Genomic DNA, 17,274 nt, shown 5'->3' on the forward strand with positions numbered 1-17,274 from the left:
CATGCAATTTTTTCTTGATTTTGAAAAGCCGCTTGTAGAATTGCGTAAAAAGATTAACGAACTGCGTGATTACTCAACCGACAGTGTCGATTTTTCCGGCGAATTGCAAAAGCTGGAAAAAAAGGCTGAAAAGTTGCGCAAGGATATTTTCTCCAACTTGACCCGCTGGCAGCGGACCCAGTTGGCCCGTCATCAGGCCCGTCCCTATACTCTCGATTATATTGACCTGATGTTCACCGATTTTTTTGAAGTCCACGGTGATCGTAATTTTCGTGACGATCCGGCCCTGGTTTGTGGCTTTGCCCGTTTTGATGGTCAGCCTTGTGCCGTAATCGGACATCAGAAAGGTCGTGATACCAAGGAAAAGGTCTACCGCAACTTCGGTATGCCGAACCCGGAAGGGTATCGCAAGGCGCTGCGGGTTATGCAGATGGCCGAGCAATTCGGGCTGCCGATCTTTACTTTTGTTGATACTCCCGGGGCCTTTCCCGGTATCGGCGCCGAAGAGCGCGGCCAGGCCGAGGCAATAGCCCGCAACCTGCGCGAGATGGCCGACCTCAAGGTGCCGGTCATCGTTACGGTCACTGGCGAGGGTGGCTCCGGTGGGGCGCTGGCCCTTGCCGTCGGCAACAAGGTTATGATGATGGAGTATTCGGTCTACGCCGTAATTTCTCCGGAAGGATGTGCTGCAATTCTCTGGAATGACGGCGCTCTCGGCCCGCAGGCGGCCGAAGCCCTGAAGTTGACTGCCAAGGATGTTGACGAGCTCGGTTGTGTCATTGATGATGTTATTCCTGAACCGGAAGGTGGGGCTCACAATGATCCGAAACAGGCGGCTGCCAATGTCAAGGATTACCTGAAGAAACACCTTGACGAGTTGCAGAAGATGTCTCCCGAGGAACTGGTTGAACAGCGTTATCAGAAATACCGGGCAATGTCCCGGATTGAGGAATAGCAGGACGGAGAATCCTGATGATGGCTGGAAAACGTTTCGACGTTGTCGGTCTCGGTCAGTGTTCTTTTGATATACTCGGGCATTGCGGTCAGTTTCCCGGGGTCGACCAGAAAACCGAACTCGATCAATTGACACATCAGGGCGGTGGGCCAGTGGCCACCGCCCTTGTTGCATTGTCGCGCCTGGGCGCCGGGGTCGCATTTTGCGGTCGCACAGGTGATGACGAATATGGGGACCGCATTCGCCAGGGACTGCAGGCCGAAGGGGTCGATTGTACTTCTTTGCTGGTCGGGCAGAATGCCACCAGTCAGGTCGCTTTTATCGCTGTTGAAGAAACCGGCTGCCGCAATATTTTCTGGCATCGCGGCACGGCTGAACCGTTGTCCCGGGATGAACTGGATCCAGATCTGATCGGAAGTTGTCGTATTCTTCATCTCGATGGTCTGCAGCACGAAGCATCGTTGGCGGCTGCGCATTTGGCCCGTGAGCAAGGGGTTGTAACAGTCCTTGACGGTGGTTCGGTTCGTGATGGGACGCTCGAGCTGTTGCCGTGGATCGATCATCCGGTGGTCAGTGAGAAATTTTCTGAACAGTTGTTGCCAGGTGGTTCGGTTCAACAGAAGCTCGAACGTCTCCTGTCATTCGGTGCTGTGGCGGCAACTGTGACCTTGGGTGCCCAGGGGAGCTGGTCCTGTCAACGGGAAGGGAAGCCTTTTCATCAGCCGGCCTTTACAGTCGATACGGTAGATACCACCGGTTGCGGTGATGTTTTTCATGGCGCCTATATTTACGGTTTGTTGAACGGGTGGGAGCTGGTTCGCATTGCAAGGTTCTCCGCGGCAGCCGCTGCGTTAAAATCTCGTCAGTTAGGTGGCCGTTCAGCGATACCTAACTTAAATGAATTAATGTTATATTTAAATGTAAATAAATCTTAAATAACTATAATGAATACGAATTAGAAATAACTATAATAAATAAGGTTTATAATAAATGTATTTAATAAAAAAAATGATTAATAAAACATTAATTATGTTCATTTTAAGTATAATTATATCATGTGCACCGAGTTATCAGGTTTCGGTTGTTGAAACACCATCGAACAGGCAGCTTCAGGGCCATCAAAAGCCTTACATTGTTAACGGCAAACGTTACGATCCGCTCAGCAGCCATTCCGGATTCGTGGAAGAGGGAATGGCGAGCTGGTACGGCAAGAAGTTTCATGGGCGCAAGACCAGCAACGGTGAGATTTACAACATGTACGCCATGACGGCTGCACATAAAACACTGCCGATGGGCGTTTATGTTCGGGTGACCAACAAGTTGACCGGGCAACGATCGGTCGTTCGGGTCAATGACCGCGGGCAGTTTGTGGCCGGCCGGATTATTGATCTTTCCTATTCGGCGGCCAAACAGGTCGGCGTGGTCGGGCCCGGAACCGCCCCGGTTCGGATTGAAGCGCTCGGTTTCCGGGCCGACGACAAGCCGTCTTCACAACCTGTTTATACCCAGCCAAAAAGTTACGATATCGGTACTTTTGCCGTGCAGGTCGGTGCCTTCTCGGTGCGCGCCAATGCCGAACGCCTGGCCACAAAAATGCGCAGCCAGTATGGACACGCCCGGATCAACGAGGGGTGGGTCAAGGGGAAGAAATTCTACCGAGTCTGGGTCGGGCAATTCCCATCTCTTGAACTGGCCGAGAATATCAAGCTCAAGTTCAATGGCGGTTTCGTGATTGCCATCGAGTAGCCGGCCATGACCGGTCCGGAAGTAAGTTGGTCATGCTCCCTGCCTGACGGGACGCTTGTCCAGCCAGCTGTCATCAGGTTTTCTCAGGGTTTTCCGGAGTTATTCTTTTTTAACAAGACCGTGCTGAATTCATCCAGCATCCGGTTCCGGATGAGCTCGCAACCGCCCCGTTGATAGCTCTGCCGAACATCAAAGTTGTATTCCCAGAGAATCCCTGACAGGAGGAGCCACCCTCCCGGTTTGACTTTGGCAACAAGGTCTGTGCAGACATCGAGCAGGATGTCACCGTAAATATTGGCAAGTATAAAATCGAACCCTTCTGCGCCGACGTTTGCCAGGGTGCCACAATGGTGAGCGACCCTGTCGCCGATACCGTTCAATTCACAATTCGTGCGACCACTTGCAACGGCATCCTGTTCTATATCGATACAGAGGCCATCTACCGCGCCGAGCTTTGCTGCCGCGATCGCAAGGATGGCGGTGCCGCTGCCGAGATCAAGAAAAGTTTTGCCCGTCAGGTCGAGCCCTTCCATCAGCTCGATGCAGCTGGCCGTGGTTTCATGCTCACCGGAACCGAAGGCGCCGCGCGCCATGATAATATCGATCCGTTCTTCCTCCGGAGGTGTGTCGGGGGCCACAATACGGAATTGTTTGCCGATGTAAAACGGTTGGTAATTCATTTCATGTTACGCAGACGAAGTCTGTCCCTTCGGTGAGACCCATTTCGGCACATTTTTTCCTGACCAGTGGCCGGGCGCCGCGGGCGCCGATGGTAATCAGCATCGGACCGCAGCCCGGGCGCAGGGAATCGGGGTTGGTGACGGCGGCCTGGTGGATGGTCTGGCCGATCTTGTTCGGATCGATATCAATCCAGTGTACGACCCTGATTCCGGCGGCTTTTAGGACCTTGCGCCAGGCTTTTCCTTCCTGCCCGGTCCCCCAGAGGGTAACGGTGTCGTGTCCCTTGAGATAACTTTCCCTGAGGTAGTGCACCTTGCAGCGCCGGAACGAATCGAGGGAAAACTCGTCGGCCAGGTGAGTCAGGCGGATCTTGTGCTCGCGCCAGAAAAAGAGAGTTTCAGGAATCCGGGCAAACCTGTAGCCTGCCAGCGCCATCCGTAGCCAGAGATCGTAATCTTCGCCCCAGCTGTTATCCTGATAGCCGCCGACCTGATCGACCGCATTTTTTCTATACATGACGCTCGGTTGCGTGACCGGTGATTCGACGAACAGATCACGCATCATCAGTTGATGACTGGTCAGGGAATTCTGCCATTGTTCGTAGTGGCGCATGCCACCCTGGACAACATGGGTCGGAAAATAGCGGATTTTAGTCGCGACCAGGGAAATGTCCTGATTTTCGTGCAGGAAATTAGCCTGTTTTGCCAGCCGTTTTGGATGGCAGATGTCATCTCCATCCATGCGGGCGATCACGTCTGCCTGGCATCTGTCTGTCCCGAAAACAAGGGCGTTGACCAGACCGGCCGGTTGACGGATAAAAGGCTTAATCCTTTTGTCTTCACCGGCATGCCGCTTCAGGATTTCCGCGGTACCGTCATCTGACCCGTCATCAACGGCAATCAGCTCCCACTCCTCGTAGGTTTGCCGCCGCAGGGAAATGAGTGCGGCTTCAAGGTAACGTTCCTCGTTGCGCACCGACATCAGGATTGAAACACCGGGACGTGTCATAAAGTGCCGGATCGGAGCAGGTAAAGGATGATGGTGTAGGTCAAGGCTGAGAGGAGGGTCGAGAGCATGACGATCGATCCGGCCAGTTCGGCGTCCCCATTGAGTTCAGCTGCCATGATGTAGTTGGCCGTCGCTGCCGGGGTAGCGGCGATCAGGATGCCGATGCTGTAATCCATACCGGTCACTCCAAAAATTTTCAGTAGAACGATTGTTATCAGCGGCAGAATGATTAATTTGCCGGTGCTGGCGAGAAAGGTGGTGACAATGTCGCCCTTCAGTTTTTCCAGGGAGAAGCCGCCACCGATCGCAATCAGGGCCAGCGGCAGGGTCATGCCGGTCGTTATTTGCAGGCTGCGTTCGGCGATCAACGGTAGTGGGATTGCGAGAAAACTCCAGATGATGCCGGCGGCCGAGGCGAGGATCAGCGGGTTGAGAATCAGTTGTTTCAACCAGAACCGTGCACCGGTATGGTTGCCGCTCCCCCGGTGCGGTAACAGCAAGGCGATAATGGCAAAAAAATTCAGGAACGGTACGATGAAGCCCATCAGGATGCCGGCTCTGGTCAGGCCGACTTCACCAAAAGCGTTCATAGCTATGGCGAGTCCGACATAGGCAATATTTCCGCGGAAGGATCCCTGGCTGAAGACACCGTGAACCTCGGCCGGGTATTGTCTCAATCTTGCATAACCGAAAGAGATGAGAAAGAGGAGGGCGATGCCGATGATCGAGGCGACGACAAGTTTGATATTAAAATTGGCAGAGAAGTTGGCAGTCCCGATCTTGTAGAAAAGCAGCAGCGGCAAGGCGAGATAATAAACCAGTCGATTGGTGTGCTGGACGAAATTTATATCGATCAGCCCGATTCGGCGAAGCAGGGTTCCGAGACCGATCACAATAAAGACCGGTAGGACGATATTCAGGATTTCAACAAACAGGGCCATAAATTCTCCAGTAATTACAGGAGAATAACCTACCCGATATCCGGATGTCCATGCTGAATCGTCAACCGAAGCTGCAAAAAGGTATCGTTGACGGGCGATCTATTGTAGAATATTCATCAGTAATTTTCAGGAGCAGAGAGCGTCATGAATCGTCAGGTAATCATAAAATCAGCCATCATTATTCTGCTGGTCGTCATCATCACCGCCCTGCATTACCTGACCTCGACCACACTGCACCAGTTTCATGATATCTACAGGCGTCTTTACTATATTCCGATCATTCTCGGCGGCCTCTGGTTTACCTTGGGTGGTGGTCTTTCGACAGCCGTTCTGGTTTCTATCGTCTATGCGCCGCATGTCTTGTTCCAGTGGCAGCACTGGCCCGGTACCGAACTGGAGCAATATCTCGAGATCCTGCTCTACAACGTTATTGGACTTCTGACCGGGCTGTTGTCGCAACGCGAGCAGAGACAGAAAAAAAGATACCAGAAAACATCGGAACAGCTCGAGAAGAGCTACGACAAGCTGCGGCATCAGGCAGATGAACTGCTCGAGATTGAAGAACAGCTGCGCCGGGCCGACCGGCTTTCGGCGCTCGGTGAGCTGTCGGCCGGGATGGCTCACGAGATCAGGAATCCGCTTGGATCTATCCGCGGAACCGCAGAAATTATCAGGGACGGAATTGACAAGAAGGATAAGCGGTACGAATTTGCGGAAATACTGGTCAAGGAAGTCGACCGTCTCGATGGAGTCGTTCGCGACTTTCTGAACTTTGCCCGACCGTCGGCGGTCGGACAAAGTTCTGTGCCGATCTGCGAAGCCTTGACCGAAGTCGTCACCCTGACCCGTCAACAGGCGATTAAAAACAACGTCGAGATTAACCTGGCCCCGGTAACCCGGCCGGCACTGGTTGCCGGCGATCTCGAACATTATAAGCAGGCTTTTTTGAACCTTGTTCTCAACGCCCTGCAGGTGATGCCGGATGGCGGTAAAATCGACATTTCATGCGCGGAAACCGGCGAAAGCCTGAAGATTTTTTTCAATGATTCCGGCCCGGGGATCCCGGTCGAACTTCATGACCGGATTTTTAACCCTTTTTATACAACAAGGAGTGACGGTACCGGTCTTGGTCTGGCAATTACCCACCGGATTATCGACAGCAATGGCGGTAAACTGTCGGTCGAAAGTTTGCCGGGAAGAGGAGCAACATTTATTGTTGAACTGCCGCTCTGGAAGGGGAGGGAGGCATGAGCAGAAACAAGCCGGTCGTGCTGATTATTGATGATGATGATTCGTTGCGACGGGTCATGGAATTCACTCTGCATGAAGCCGGCCACAGGGTCCTAACGGCTGCCAGTGGCGAAGATGGCCTCGCCATCTTCCGCAGCATGGAGCCGGCCGTTGTCATTTCTGATATTCAGATGCCAGGGATCTCCGGCTATGACGTCCTGAAAAAGATCAGAGCCGAAAATACAGAGACCCTGATCGTCATGATTACCGCATTTGCGACGGTCGAGCAGGCGGTAAAGGCAATGAAGGATGGCGCTTTCGATTACATTACCAAGCCGTTCAGCAAGGATGAACTGGCCATGGTAGTTGAGCGGGCGCTCTCCTTTCGCGGCCTGAAGAATGAGAACGCGCGACTGCGTCAACAACTCGATGACCGGAACAGTTTCGATCACCTGATCGGAATCTCTGATGCCATGCAGCAGGTCTTTTCAATGGTCCGCCGGGTCGCGGCAACGGATGCAACGGTATTGATCGGCGGTGAAAGCGGAACCGGAAAGGAACTGGTTGCCCGGGCCATTCATAATAACAGTGACCGGGTTGATGCGCCTTTTGTTCCGATCAACTGCGCCGCCATTCCGCGGGAATTGCTCGAGAGTGAACTGTTCGGTCATCGCAAGGGTTCTTTTACCGGTGCGGTCAGTGATCGCATCGGTAAATTTGAACAGGCCGATGGCGGAACGCTGTTCCTCGATGAAGTCGGTGAAATGCCGTTAGATCTGCAGCCAAAGTTACTGCGGGTTCTTCAGGGGATGGAGATCGAGCCGGTCGGCTCCGGACAGCTCCGGAAAGTAGACGTCCGGGTTGTTGCCGCATCGAACATCAATCTTGAGCAGGCAATTGACGAAAAAAGATTCCGTGAAGACCTCTATTACAGACTCTCGGTTGTCCCGCTAAGCCTTCCGGCCCTGCGCGAGAGGAAAGAGGATATCCCGGTTCTGACCCGTTTTTTTCTCAATCGATATGCCGACCAGAAGCTGCAGATGGCAGATGAGGCACTGGCTGCTTTACGAAATTACGACTGGCCCGGCAATGTGCGGGAACTTGAAAATGCGATTGAGCAGATGATAATCATGCGCCAGGGTGATTTGCTCGGAATCGAAGATCTGCCGGACAAGATCAACAGCCACCGGTCGGTACCCCGGTCCTCGGCTGTCGTCAATCTTCCTGCGGACGGTTACCCGCTGGCCGAACTGGAAAAAGAAGCTGTTGTTCAGGCCCTTGAATATTGTGGCTGGAATCAGACGAAAGCGGCCCGTTTTCTCCGGGTTCCCCGGCATACCCTGGTCTATCGAATGGAAAAGTATGAATTGAAAAAAGTAAATCGGAATTGAGGTTGTAACGAAATGATTTTGCGGAAATGTGTTTTGCCGGCGGCGCTGTTCTTTTCGCTGATCTGTCTCCTGCCGATGGCGGGCAAAGCTTCGGAGTTGAGGCGTTCACCGGTTGTCGATGTCGTCGCCAAGGCCGGTCCGGCGGTTGTTAATATCCGGACTGAGCAGATTATCAAGCGCCGCGGTTCACCGCTGTTCGGATTCGGTGACAGTTTTTTCGAAGAGTTCTTTCGGGGGTTTGGTCCGACCCGGGTTTACAAAACCCAGTCTCTCGGATCCGGCGTTATTGTCGACTCTCGCGGCTATATTCTGACCAATGCGCACGTCATCGAGCAGGCTTCAAAAATTTATGTTGCGCTTTCAGGCAAACAGAAAGAGATCGAGGCGACTCTGGTCGGCGTGCATGAAAAACTTGATCTGGCTGTGATCAGGATCGCGGAAGGGGATGATTACCCTTTTCTCAAGCCGGGCCGTGCGAATGACCTGATTCTTGGTGAAACCGTCATCGCTATCGGCAATCCGCTCGGACTCGGTAACTCGGTGACCACCGGCGTCGTCAGCTCGACTCATCGACGGGTGCCGATGTCCGATGGCATCGTTGGCCATTTCATTCAGACCGATGCCCTGATCAATCCGGGCAACTCGGGTGGACCATTGCTCAATATTGAAGGAGACCTGATCGGCATCAATACGGCGATTGCCAGCCAGGCCCAGGGGATAGGCTTCTCGATTCCGATTGATCTGGCAAAAAGGATTGTCAGCGACCTGATTGATTTCGGCAAAGTGCGCAAGCCTTATCTTGGTTTGCTGCCCGGAAATGTCAACCGGGCCCTGGTTCGTTCACGGGGTATTGGCGGGGTTCTGGTCACCGATGTCGATATAGGTTCGCCGGCCGGTCAAGCCGGGTTTTCTCTGGCTGATGTTATTCTCGATCTGGACGGAATGCCGGTTGAAAGTCCGGCAGAACTGATGCAGGTTCTCGACTCCTATACTCCCGGACACCGGGTCGTGTTCAAAGTGTTGCGTGGTCAGGATGAAATCACCCTCTCGGCATTACTGACGGAAATGCCGGAGAATTATGGTCTCAGATACAGCAGACAACTCTTCGGCCTGGTTGTCCAGGCTTCAGCCCGGGGAGTTGTCGTTGACAAGGTCGTGGAAGATTCCTACGCGGCGAAAGCCCGAATCCGGGCGGGCGACCGGATCGCCGAAGTCGAAGGGATTGCCATCTCCGATATTAATACCTATATTGACGTCATCGAGCAGAATCTTGGCAAACTACCGCTTTCTTTTCTGATCGTCCGCGACAATCGGGGCTACTATATCGACCTCCCATGATGGAGCTTTTATGGCGGAGTTAAAGAAAAATGGCGATACGCTTGTCGTTGCTGAAGGCGAAACAGGTTTTGAGCTCAACGGTTGGATCGATACCGCTCCGTTTGAAGATCTGGTCGGCATCACGATCGAATCAGCCGGATCGGGTCGCGCCGTGTTGAGTCTTCCCTTCCGCTTAAAGCTGGCCCAGGGCGGTGGATTATTGCATGGTGGCGTATTGACCACTCTGGCCGATACCGCCGTCGCAATGGCAATCAAGAGCCTGCTGCCGGAGGGGACGATTTTTGCGACGACCGATCTGCAGATGACTTTTCTGGCCCCGGTTCGCCAGGGCATGGTGCGGGCGCAAGCGATGGTTTCCGGACCCGAGGGTCGTACTTTTCACGGAATAGCTGACCTGTTTGATGATGCGGAGAACATGGTTGCCCGTTTTTCGTCGACCTTTCGAGTCGCCCGGGACCAGGGGTTTGCCGATTGACCGGTTAACATCTTGACTTGTCCCCACTGCCGGTGATAGAACGACGCCGGAGGATGAACGCGGAAAAGTTTTGGAGATAATATGCGTTATTTAGGTATCGGGCTTGTCTTTTTGGCGTTGATTGCATCGGGTCTGGTCGGGATGTACTTCGCCGGGTCGTTTGACCAGTCGAGCGGTGCGATCTCGGAAACGGTCTCGGTCGGGCAACCCGCTCCCGATTTTGAACTGCGCGACAAGGATGGCGGGATTTATTCCCTTTCATCGCTGCGCGGCAAGGTCGTACTGGTTAACTTCTGGGCGACCTGGTGTCCTCCCTGCCGTTCGGAAATTCCTTCCATGGAAGAATTGTATAAAAGTTATGGCAAAGGGAACCTCGAACTGCTCGCCATAAATGTTGAACCGGAAGGCCCCAGCCTGATGGATGATTTCAGTAAGGAGTTTCCCCATTCGTTTCCGGTTCTTTTCGATGAAGATGCCTCGGTTCAGCAACTGTATGGTGTTTTCAAGTTTCCCGAAACTTTTATAGTCAATAAGAACGGGATCATCGTAGAACGGGTTATTGGTGCCATTGACTGGACCGATCCAGGCGCACTGAGTTATATTAACGGCCTGATGCAGGAGTAGAATTTGTCAACAACAGCTGATGTGACATTCTGGATTGCTTTTTCAGCGGGGGTTCTCTCGTTTGTCTCGCCGTGTGTCCTGCCGCTGATCCCGTCATATATCACTTATATAACCGGTCTTTCATTCAGCCAGATTCAGGATGCACGCCCGAGCGCCAGGGTCCGTTTGACCGTTCTGTATCATTCGCTGTTTTTTATTCTCGGGTTTTCTGTCGTCTTTATATCACTCGGTGCTCTGGCCGGCTTCGCTTCTTCCAGTTTCCAGGCGAATTTGCGGGAAGGGCTGGTCTGGATTCAAAGAATCGGCGGTATTCTGATTTTCCTGTTCGGGATTCACCTGACCGGACTTTTCCATTTCGGAGTACTCCTTGGTGAGAAGAGGGTCCATCTCCAACGTAAACCGACCGGTTTTTTCGGAACGCTTCTGGTCGGGATTGCCTTTGCCGCCGGCTGGACTCCCTGTATCGGTCCGATCCTTGGCAGTATTCTGGCGATGGTTGCCGGGTCGAGCGGCGGTGTCGGTAAGGGGGTCTGGTTGCTCTCTGCCTATTCGGCCGGTCTCGGCGTTCCCTTTCTCCTCTCCGGACTGCTTTCTCACACGTTCCTTCAATTCTTTAACAAGTTCAAAAAGCATATCCGGCTTACCGAGATTATTACCGGCGCGCTGCTGATGGCGGTCGGTGTCGCACTCTTCTTTGATCTGTTCGGCAAAATGTCGGGTTATTTGTACCGCTGGTTTCCGAACCTGGGATAGACCGTTCTTTTTATCCTCTTTTCGCCAATTCCTGCGATGACAGAATATCCAATTCTGCTGCAGAAACTTAGCCTTTCGTAACCGATCAATTTAATTTTGAATCATGATCGCAGTCTGGCAGATGTTTGTGTTCGCTCAACGGTTGTTGATCATTTAACGATATCTGTTTGCTAAAATGAATTTTATTTCTTGACTTGGTTCGATCCTTTGCGTATTTTTGAAAACGATTTTCATTCTTGATAATGACATGACTGATTCCAAGAAAAAAATATTCAGGGATTATCTACAGTCCCAACGGTTGAAATCGACCAGTCAACGTGAATTGATTCTCGATGAATTTCTCGCTTCTGGTGAACACCCGTCGACCGAAGACCTCTATCTGAGGGTGCGGAAGAAAAATCCGAGTGTCGGATATGCGACTGTGCACCGTACTCTGAAATTGTTTGCCGAATGCGGTATCGCATCCGTACAAAATTTCGGAGACGGAACAACCCGTTACGAATCGATCTCGGAAGAAGAGCATCATGACCATCTCGTATGCAAATCCTGTGGTCTGATTATCGAGTTTGAGGATGACCGGATTGAACAACTGCAGGATAAAGTTGCCAGCCAGCATAATTTCAAGGTTGTTGATCATCGTCTCGAACTTTATGGCCTCTGTGAAAAATGCCAGTAAAAATGATTTTTTTTGCCACATCAATGAAAACGATTTTCATTAGCAGGGAGAGGTTGGAAGGGTCTTTATGAAGTCAGGACTGGAAGAGGTCTCGCCGAAGAACATAATCCTTGTCGGCAGCCCGAATGTCGGCAAGTCTGTTCTTTTTAATGCACTGACCGGCGCATATACAACGGTTTCAAATTATCCCGGCACTTCGGTCGAGGTGTCACGTGGTCATTCAACCATTCACGGGGAAAGGTACCAGATCCTCGATACTCCCGGCATGTACTCGCTGATGCCGATTACCGAAGAAGAGCGGGTTGCCCGCAATATTCTGTTCAATGAAGATGCGCACGTCGTTGTTCATCTGCTCGACGCTCGCAACATCGAGCGGATGCTGCCGATGACGATCCAACTGATTGAGTCCGGATTGCCGGTGATCCTGGCGGTCAATATCATGGATGAAGCCGAACGGATCGGGATGTCGATCGATATTGAGCTGTTGCAGGAAAAACTCGGCATTCCGGTTGTTGATGCGGCTTTTGCGCGCAAGCGTGGTTACGAAGAGCTATATGGTGCCATCGATCAATACGATCGAATGCGCCGGGCCACGTTCCGTTACGCCACCGATCTGGAGAATGATATTTCTGTGATCGTCAACGTTCTCAACGGAGATTACCGGGTCGACAAACGGGCGCTCGCTCTTTTGCTGATGCAACGCGACGAAGACGTCAATGAATTGCTCAAGGAAAAAGAGGGCGATCATTATAAGGCTGTCGAAGCGGCCGTTTCGTCGATCATCTTTGAGCGACGTGCCGATCTTCACCTAAGGATCAGCCTTGAACGCAAGCATGTATGCCGAGGACTGCTCGATGGCGTTATTTCACAGAGTACCGGCCGGCGCACACCTTTTTCCGAGCGGCTGTCGCGGCTCAGTATGAATCCGGTGACCGGGGTCCCCTTGCTCATTATCGCTCTTTATTTCGGTCTCTATGAGTTTGTCGGCGGTTTCGGGGCCGGCACCCTGGTCGACTTTCTTGAAGGATCGATTTTTGAGGAGTATCTCAATCCCTGGGCCGTATCTCTGGGTGACAATTACCTGAAATGGGAGTGGTTGCGGGAGCTGATTGTCGGCGAATATGGCATATTTACTCTCGGCATCCGATACGCTGTGGCGATTATCCTGCCGATCGTCGGAACCTTTTTTATCGCATTTTCGATTATTGAAGATACCGGTTACTTTCCGCGCCTGGCACTGCTTGTCGATCGTATTTTCAAATTCTTCGGATTAAGCGGACGGGCCGTTATCCCAATGGTTCTCGGTTTCGGTTGCGATACCATGGCGACGATGGTGACCCGGACGCTGGAGAGTGTGCGCGAGCGGGTTATCGCGACCGTCCTGCTGGCCCTGGCAATTCCGTGCAGCGCCCAGCTCGGAGTTATCATGGCGCTGCTTTCGGAGGTACCGGGAGCACTTGCCGTCTGGGCCGGTTGTATTGCTCTGGTCTTCCTGCTGATCGGCGTGCTTGCTTCGAAATTGATGCCGGGGGAGCAGCCGATGTTTTATATGGAAATTCCGCCATTGCGCTTGCCGCAGTTGCGCAACGTCATGGTGAAAACCCTGACCCGGATGCACTGGTACTTTCTCGAAATCTTCCCCCTGTTCATTATTGCATCGGTTCTGCTCTGGGCCGGTAAAATGACCGGCCTGATGGAGTGGCTGATCCGGGTTATGGAACCGGCGATGAGCGCCCTGGGCCTGCCTTTGCAGACAGCCGCGGTGTTTATCCTCGGATTCTTTCGCCGCGATTTTGGGGCGGCCGGGCTTTATGACATGCAGACCGCAGGGATTCTGACACCGGTGCAACTGACGGTGGCGGCGGTCACCCTGACCCTGTTTGTGCCGTGCGTTGCCCAATTTTTGATGATGCAGAAAGAGCGCGGCTGGAAAGTCTCGCTCGCAATATTTGCGTTTGTAACGATTTTCGCATTCGTTTTCGGGTGCCTGCTTAATTTTGTTTTAATTCAGACAGGTCTTTTATCATGAAATGTGGAATGTGCCATAAACAGATCCCGGATGCGACTCCTGGCCGGGAAAACCGCTGCGGTGCCTGCTCGGGAGGTTGCCGACTGGTGCATTGTCCCTATTGTGGATATGGTAATCCTCTCACACCGGGTTTTTTAAAAATACTTGTTAAGGACGATTCGGACGAGGGAAGGGAATAGTTTTATGAAATTATCAGAAAAAGCGGAAGAGATCCTCGAAGCGCTGTGGATTGCGACCGAGGAAGAGTGCGATGTCGCGGCTCAGTTTGATCGGCTCAATGTTGCTCCTGACGATGAGGGACTGGTCGAACTTGGTCGACGTGCCTATATTGAAATTAAAGGCACGCGGGTTTACCTCCGTGAAGAAGGGCGTGACGAAGCAAAGATGACCGTTCGCCGGCATCGCCTGGCAGAACGTCTGCTGATGGATGTTCTCGATCTCAAAGGTGATCATGGCAATGAAAAGGCCTGTGAATTTGAACACCTTCTGCATCAGGGTGTCGACACCAAGATCTGTACGTTGCTTAATCACCCGACCACCTGTCCGCATGGCAAACCGATTCCTCCCGGAATCTGTTGCGAGCAGGCAAGGCAGACTGGTGAGGTTGGCGTCGTTCCGTTGACCGAACTTAAACCGGGGGAAACCGGTGAGATCGCTTACCTCTCAACCAATGATTCGAAAAAGATGCAGAAACTGATGAGCATGGGAGTGCTCCCGGGGAACCAGATAGAATTGAAGCAGGCATTTCCTTCCTACATTTTCAGGATCGGTAATTCCGAGTTTGCCGTTGACCAGGTATTGGCCCTCGAAATTCATGTCCGTAAATCAACATGACAGGTCTGCTGCCAGTGCTAAATTCATGCCGCCGGCTACTAACTTCTGGCGGCTTTTTTATTTTGCAGCGGCAAACAGATTCTTGACATAATCGAACTGATTGCATAACCTGACCGCTGTTTTGTTTACCCCTGTCAAAAGGTCTGTTCGATGACGGTTTCTGCCATAATTCCAGCTCGTTACGCCTCAACCCGTTTCCCCGGAAAACCATTGGCCGATATTGCCGGAAAACCGATGATCCAGCATGTCTATGAACAGACCGCCAAGTCGGCTCTGGTCAATCGGGTTATCGTTGCAACCGACGACGAGAGAATCTGCGACTCGGTTCTCGGCTTTGGCGGTGAGGCGGTTATGACCCGTGCCGATCATCCCTCCGGTACGGATCGTCTCGCCGAAGTGGCGGCAGGCCTTGATGCGGAGTGGATCGTCAATGTCCAGGGCGATGAGCCACTGATTGATCCGCAAATGATTGACGAGGCGGTTCAGCCGATGCTTGACAACCCGGAAATCAGAATGGGAACGCTCAAAAGCCGACTGGTCGATGAAAGCGAATATCTCAATCCGAATATCGTCAAGGTCGTGACCGATCAGTCCGGTTTTGCTCTCTACTTCTCCCGTTCATCGATCCCGTTTCTGCGTGATAGCAAATTTGGCAGCACTCGGATTTACAAGCATGTCGGTCTTTATGTCTACCGGCGTGATTTTCTGCTGCAGTATCCGCAACTGGAGGAGACCGAACTTGAAAAATCGGAGAAGCTCGAGCAACTTCGAGCACTTGAACATGGATACAGGATTTATGTGACGGAAACGGCACGAGAGTCGATCGGGGTCGATGTGCCGGGTGATATTGGAAAGGTTCTGGCTCGACTTGCTAACTGAATCTGCGCCTCTTTTTTTCTGTTTCTGTTTCCCTTTTGAACGGTTCTATATTAAATTACCGGATTAGCTTTGCATGATTTGACGCTTTCGATTTGTCGATGAAGGAGTTTGCATGAAGACCAAGTTTTTGTTTGTGACCGGCGGGGTCGTCTCCTCGCTGGGTAAAGGGCTCGCAGCCGCCTCGATCGGAGCGCTGATGGAAGCGCGTGGGCTGCGGGTGTCGATGCAGAAAATGGATCCGTACATCAATGTCGACCCCGGCACGATGAGCCCTTTTCAGCACGGTGAAGTATTTGTCACAGACGATGGTGCCGAAACCGACCTGGATCTCGGTCATTATGAACGTTATACCCGGGCCAGCCTGTCGCGGAAATCGAATTTCACGACCGGCCAGGTCTACGATTCAGTTATCCGCAAGGAGAGACGGGGCGACTATCTCGGCGGTACCGTTCAGGTCATTCCGCACATTACCAACGAGATCAAGAACAAGATACTGGAGAATGCCAAGGGGGCCGATCTGGCGATTGTCGAGGTCGGCGGTACGGTTGGCGATATTGAATCACTGCCTTTTCTTGAAGCAATCCGGCAATTCCGGACCGATCGTGGTCGCGACAATGTTCTGTACATTCATCTGACCCTTGTCCCTTATATCCCGACAGCCGGAGAATTAAAGACCAAACCGACACAGCATTCGGTCAAGGATCTGCGCGAAATCGGTATCCAGCCCGACATTCTGCTGTGTCGGTGTGATCGTGAAATTCCACATGATATGAAGTCAAAGATCGCCCTGTTCTGTAATGTTCAGGAAGATGCGGTCATCACGGCTCGCGACGTTGAAACAATTTATGACGTTCCGATCGCTTTTCATGAGCAGGGTCTTGACGAGAGGATTATCGATTATCTGAACATCTGGACCAAGGCGCCCGACCTCAAGGGGTGGGAGAGGATCGGTAAACGGGTCAAGGAACCGAAAAAAGAGACGACTATCGCCATTGTCGGCAAATACGTCGACCTGACGGAGAGCTACAAATCTCTTTCGGAGGCGCTGATTCATGGTGGCATTGCCAACAACAGCAAGGTCAAGCTTGTTTACGTCGATTCCGAAGCCCTGGAACGTCACGGTGTCAGTGAAACTTTCAAAGAAGTAGATGGCATTCTGGTGCCGGGCGGGTTTGGCGAACGGGGCAGTGAAGGGAAGATTTCCGCCATCCAGTTCGCCCGTGAAAATCAGCTCCCTTTCTTCGGTATCTGTCTCGGTATGCAGATGGCGGTTGTTGAGTATGCGCGGAATGTCTGCCAGATCAAGGATGCCCATTCAGCCGAGTTCAACCCGGAGGCGTCTGATCACGTGATTCATATCATGGAGGAGCAAAAAAACATTGCCGGCAAGGGCGGGACGATGCGTCTCGGTGCTTACCCCTGCGTTCTGGCTGAAAAATCGATGGCCCGTCGGATCTATGGCGAATCTGAAATTTCCGAAAGGCACCGGCATCGTTACGAATTTAATAACTCGTATCGGGCGCAGCTCCAGGAGGATGGTCTGGTGATCTCCGGAACCTACCCGGAGCTCGATCTGGTCGAAATTGTCGAATTAAAGGATCATCCCTGGTTCCTCGCCTGCCAGTTTCATCCGGAGTTCAAGTCACGGCCGATGGAACCGCATCCGTTGTTTGAATCGTTTGTCGGTGCCTGTATTAAAAAAGGGAAAGGCTGA

At 52.3% G+C, this 17,274-nt stretch carries 18 protein-coding genes; 15 read left to right on the forward strand and 3 right to left on the reverse strand.

The features are described 5' to 3' along the window. Position 1 precedes the first annotated feature (1 nt). From C0623_00990 to C0623_01000, 3 genes are all read left to right on the forward strand, one after another. Positions 2–955, forward strand: coding sequence for an acetyl-CoA carboxylase carboxyl transferase subunit alpha (locus C0623_00990; GenBank protein ID PLY03623.1), 954 nt, complete (start codon positions 2–4; stop codon positions 953–955). Between the two features lie 17 nt (positions 956–972). After that, positions 973–1,890, forward strand: a complete 918-nt coding sequence (locus C0623_00995; protein PLY03624.1) for a carbohydrate kinase — start codon at positions 973–975, stop codon at positions 1,888–1,890. A gap of 73 nt (positions 1,891–1,963) precedes the next feature. Continuing rightward, positions 1,964–2,701, forward strand: a complete 738-nt coding sequence (locus C0623_01000; protein ID PLY03687.1) for a septal ring lytic transglycosylase RlpA family lipoprotein — start codon at positions 1,964–1,966, stop codon at positions 2,699–2,701. Positions 2,702–2,784: 83 nt separating this feature from the next. On the opposite strand, the gene C0623_01005 is transcribed toward C0623_01000, so the two are convergent. From C0623_01005 to C0623_01015, 3 genes are read right to left on the reverse strand one after another with little or no spacing between them, the layout of a single operon-like run. Then, positions 2,785–3,381 (reverse strand): SAM-dependent methyltransferase, encoded by a 597-nt coding sequence (locus tag C0623_01005; GenBank protein ID PLY03625.1) that lies wholly within the window; start codon positions 3,379–3,381, stop codon positions 2,785–2,787. A 1-nt stretch (position 3,382) separates the two neighbouring features. Beyond that, the gene (locus C0623_01010) at positions 3,383–4,390 is read right to left on the reverse strand and encodes a glycosyl transferase (GenBank protein ID PLY03626.1); all 1,008 of its coding nucleotides are present in this window, start codon (positions 4,388–4,390) and stop codon (positions 3,383–3,385) included. Next, entirely contained in the window at positions 4,387–5,331 is a 945-nt protein-coding gene (locus C0623_01015) for an AEC family transporter (protein PLY03627.1), read from the reverse strand. The genes C0623_01010 and C0623_01015 overlap by 4 nt, the downstream gene beginning before the upstream one ends. Positions 5,332–5,475: 144 nt before the next feature. Here C0623_01015 and C0623_01020 point away from each other — a divergent pair, with 144 nt between their 5' ends. From C0623_01020 to pyrG, 12 genes are all read left to right on the forward strand, one after another. Then, positions 5,476–6,582 carry a sensor histidine kinase gene (locus C0623_01020; protein PLY03628.1) on the forward strand — a complete coding sequence of 369 codons (1,107 nt, stop codon included), beginning with the start codon at positions 5,476–5,478 and terminating at the stop codon, positions 6,580–6,582. Then, positions 6,579–7,952 (forward strand): DNA-binding response regulator, encoded by a 1,374-nt coding sequence (locus tag C0623_01025; GenBank protein PLY03629.1) that lies wholly within the window; start codon positions 6,579–6,581, stop codon positions 7,950–7,952. The genes C0623_01020 and C0623_01025 overlap by 4 nt, the downstream gene beginning before the upstream one ends. A gap of 12 nt (positions 7,953–7,964) precedes the next feature. Next, entirely contained in the window at positions 7,965–9,290 is a 1,326-nt protein-coding gene (locus C0623_01030; protein PLY03630.1) for a serine protease Do, read from the forward strand. A 10-nt stretch (positions 9,291–9,300) separates the two neighbouring features. Then, a complete protein-coding gene (locus tag C0623_01035) occupies positions 9,301–9,765 on the forward strand; it encodes a PaaI family thioesterase (protein ID PLY03631.1) in 465 nt (154 codons plus the stop codon). Between the two features lie 81 nt (positions 9,766–9,846). Continuing rightward, a complete protein-coding gene (locus C0623_01040) occupies positions 9,847–10,389 on the forward strand; it encodes a hypothetical protein (GenBank protein PLY03632.1) in 543 nt (180 codons plus the stop codon). Positions 10,390–10,392: 3 nt separating this feature from the next. Then, positions 10,393–11,142: a cytochrome C biogenesis protein gene (locus C0623_01045; GenBank protein PLY03633.1), complete on the forward strand. Its 750-nt coding sequence runs from the start codon at positions 10,393–10,395 to the stop codon at positions 11,140–11,142. Positions 11,143–11,389: 247 nt separating this feature from the next. Beyond that, positions 11,390–11,818, forward strand: coding sequence for a transcriptional repressor (locus tag C0623_01050; GenBank protein ID PLY03634.1), 429 nt, complete (start codon positions 11,390–11,392; stop codon positions 11,816–11,818). Between the two features lie 67 nt (positions 11,819–11,885). After that, positions 11,886–13,847, forward strand: coding sequence for a ferrous iron transport protein B (feoB, locus tag C0623_01055; protein ID PLY03635.1), 1,962 nt, complete (start codon positions 11,886–11,888; stop codon positions 13,845–13,847). After that, the gene (locus C0623_01060) at positions 13,844–14,026 is read left to right on the forward strand and encodes a hypothetical protein (protein PLY03636.1); all 183 of its coding nucleotides are present in this window, start codon (positions 13,844–13,846) and stop codon (positions 14,024–14,026) included. The genes feoB and C0623_01060 overlap by 4 nt, the downstream gene beginning before the upstream one ends. A gap of 4 nt (positions 14,027–14,030) precedes the next feature. Then, a complete protein-coding gene (locus C0623_01065; protein ID PLY03637.1) occupies positions 14,031–14,681 on the forward strand; it encodes a transcriptional regulator in 651 nt (216 codons plus the stop codon). Positions 14,682–14,831: 150 nt separating this feature from the next. After that, positions 14,832–15,560: a 3-deoxy-manno-octulosonate cytidylyltransferase gene (kdsB, locus tag C0623_01070; protein ID PLY03638.1), complete on the forward strand. Its 729-nt coding sequence runs from the start codon at positions 14,832–14,834 to the stop codon at positions 15,558–15,560. Positions 15,561–15,672: 112 nt separating this feature from the next. Next, positions 15,673–17,274, forward strand: a complete 1,602-nt coding sequence (pyrG, locus tag C0623_01075) for a CTP synthetase (protein ID PLY03639.1) — start codon at positions 15,673–15,675, stop codon at positions 17,272–17,274.

Origin of the sequence: Desulfuromonas sp. (genome assembly GCA_002869615.1) — a bacterium.
Classification (GTDB): domain Bacteria; phylum Desulfobacterota; class Desulfuromonadia; order Desulfuromonadales; family UBA2294; genus BM707.

Coding starts and splice junctions, on each gene's coding strand:
- C0623_01050 (PLY03634.1), top strand. CDS start 11,390: ATGACTGATTCCAAGAAAAAAATATTCAGGGATTATCTACAGTCCCAA.
- C0623_01015 (PLY03627.1), bottom strand. CDS start 5,331: ATGGCCCTGTTTGTTGAAATCCTGAATATCGTCCTACCGGTCTTTATT.
- C0623_01010 (PLY03626.1), bottom strand. CDS start 4,390: ATGACACGTCCCGGTGTTTCAATCCTGATGTCGGTGCGCAACGAGGAA.
- C0623_01005 (PLY03625.1), bottom strand. CDS start 3,381: ATGAATTACCAACCGTTTTACATCGGCAAACAATTCCGTATTGTGGCC.
- C0623_01035 (PLY03631.1), top strand. CDS start 9,301: ATGGCGGAGTTAAAGAAAAATGGCGATACGCTTGTCGTTGCTGAAGGC.
- C0623_00995 (PLY03624.1), top strand. CDS start 973: ATGATGGCTGGAAAACGTTTCGACGTTGTCGGTCTCGGTCAGTGTTCT.
- C0623_00990 (PLY03623.1), top strand. CDS start 2: ATGCAATTTTTTCTTGATTTTGAAAAGCCGCTTGTAGAATTGCGTAAA.
- C0623_01030 (PLY03630.1), top strand. CDS start 7,965: ATGATTTTGCGGAAATGTGTTTTGCCGGCGGCGCTGTTCTTTTCGCTG.
- kdsB (PLY03638.1), top strand. CDS start 14,832: ATGACGGTTTCTGCCATAATTCCAGCTCGTTACGCCTCAACCCGTTTC.
- C0623_01020 (PLY03628.1), top strand. CDS start 5,476: ATGAATCGTCAGGTAATCATAAAATCAGCCATCATTATTCTGCTGGTC.
- C0623_01000 (PLY03687.1), top strand. CDS start 1,964: ATGATTAATAAAACATTAATTATGTTCATTTTAAGTATAATTATATCA.
- C0623_01040 (PLY03632.1), top strand. CDS start 9,847: ATGCGTTATTTAGGTATCGGGCTTGTCTTTTTGGCGTTGATTGCATCG.
- pyrG (PLY03639.1), top strand. CDS start 15,673: ATGAAGACCAAGTTTTTGTTTGTGACCGGCGGGGTCGTCTCCTCGCTG.
- C0623_01025 (PLY03629.1), top strand. CDS start 6,579: ATGAGCAGAAACAAGCCGGTCGTGCTGATTATTGATGATGATGATTCG.
- feoB (PLY03635.1), top strand. CDS start 11,886: ATGAAGTCAGGACTGGAAGAGGTCTCGCCGAAGAACATAATCCTTGTC.
- C0623_01065 (PLY03637.1), top strand. CDS start 14,031: ATGAAATTATCAGAAAAAGCGGAAGAGATCCTCGAAGCGCTGTGGATT.
- C0623_01060 (PLY03636.1), top strand. CDS start 13,844: ATGAAATGTGGAATGTGCCATAAACAGATCCCGGATGCGACTCCTGGC.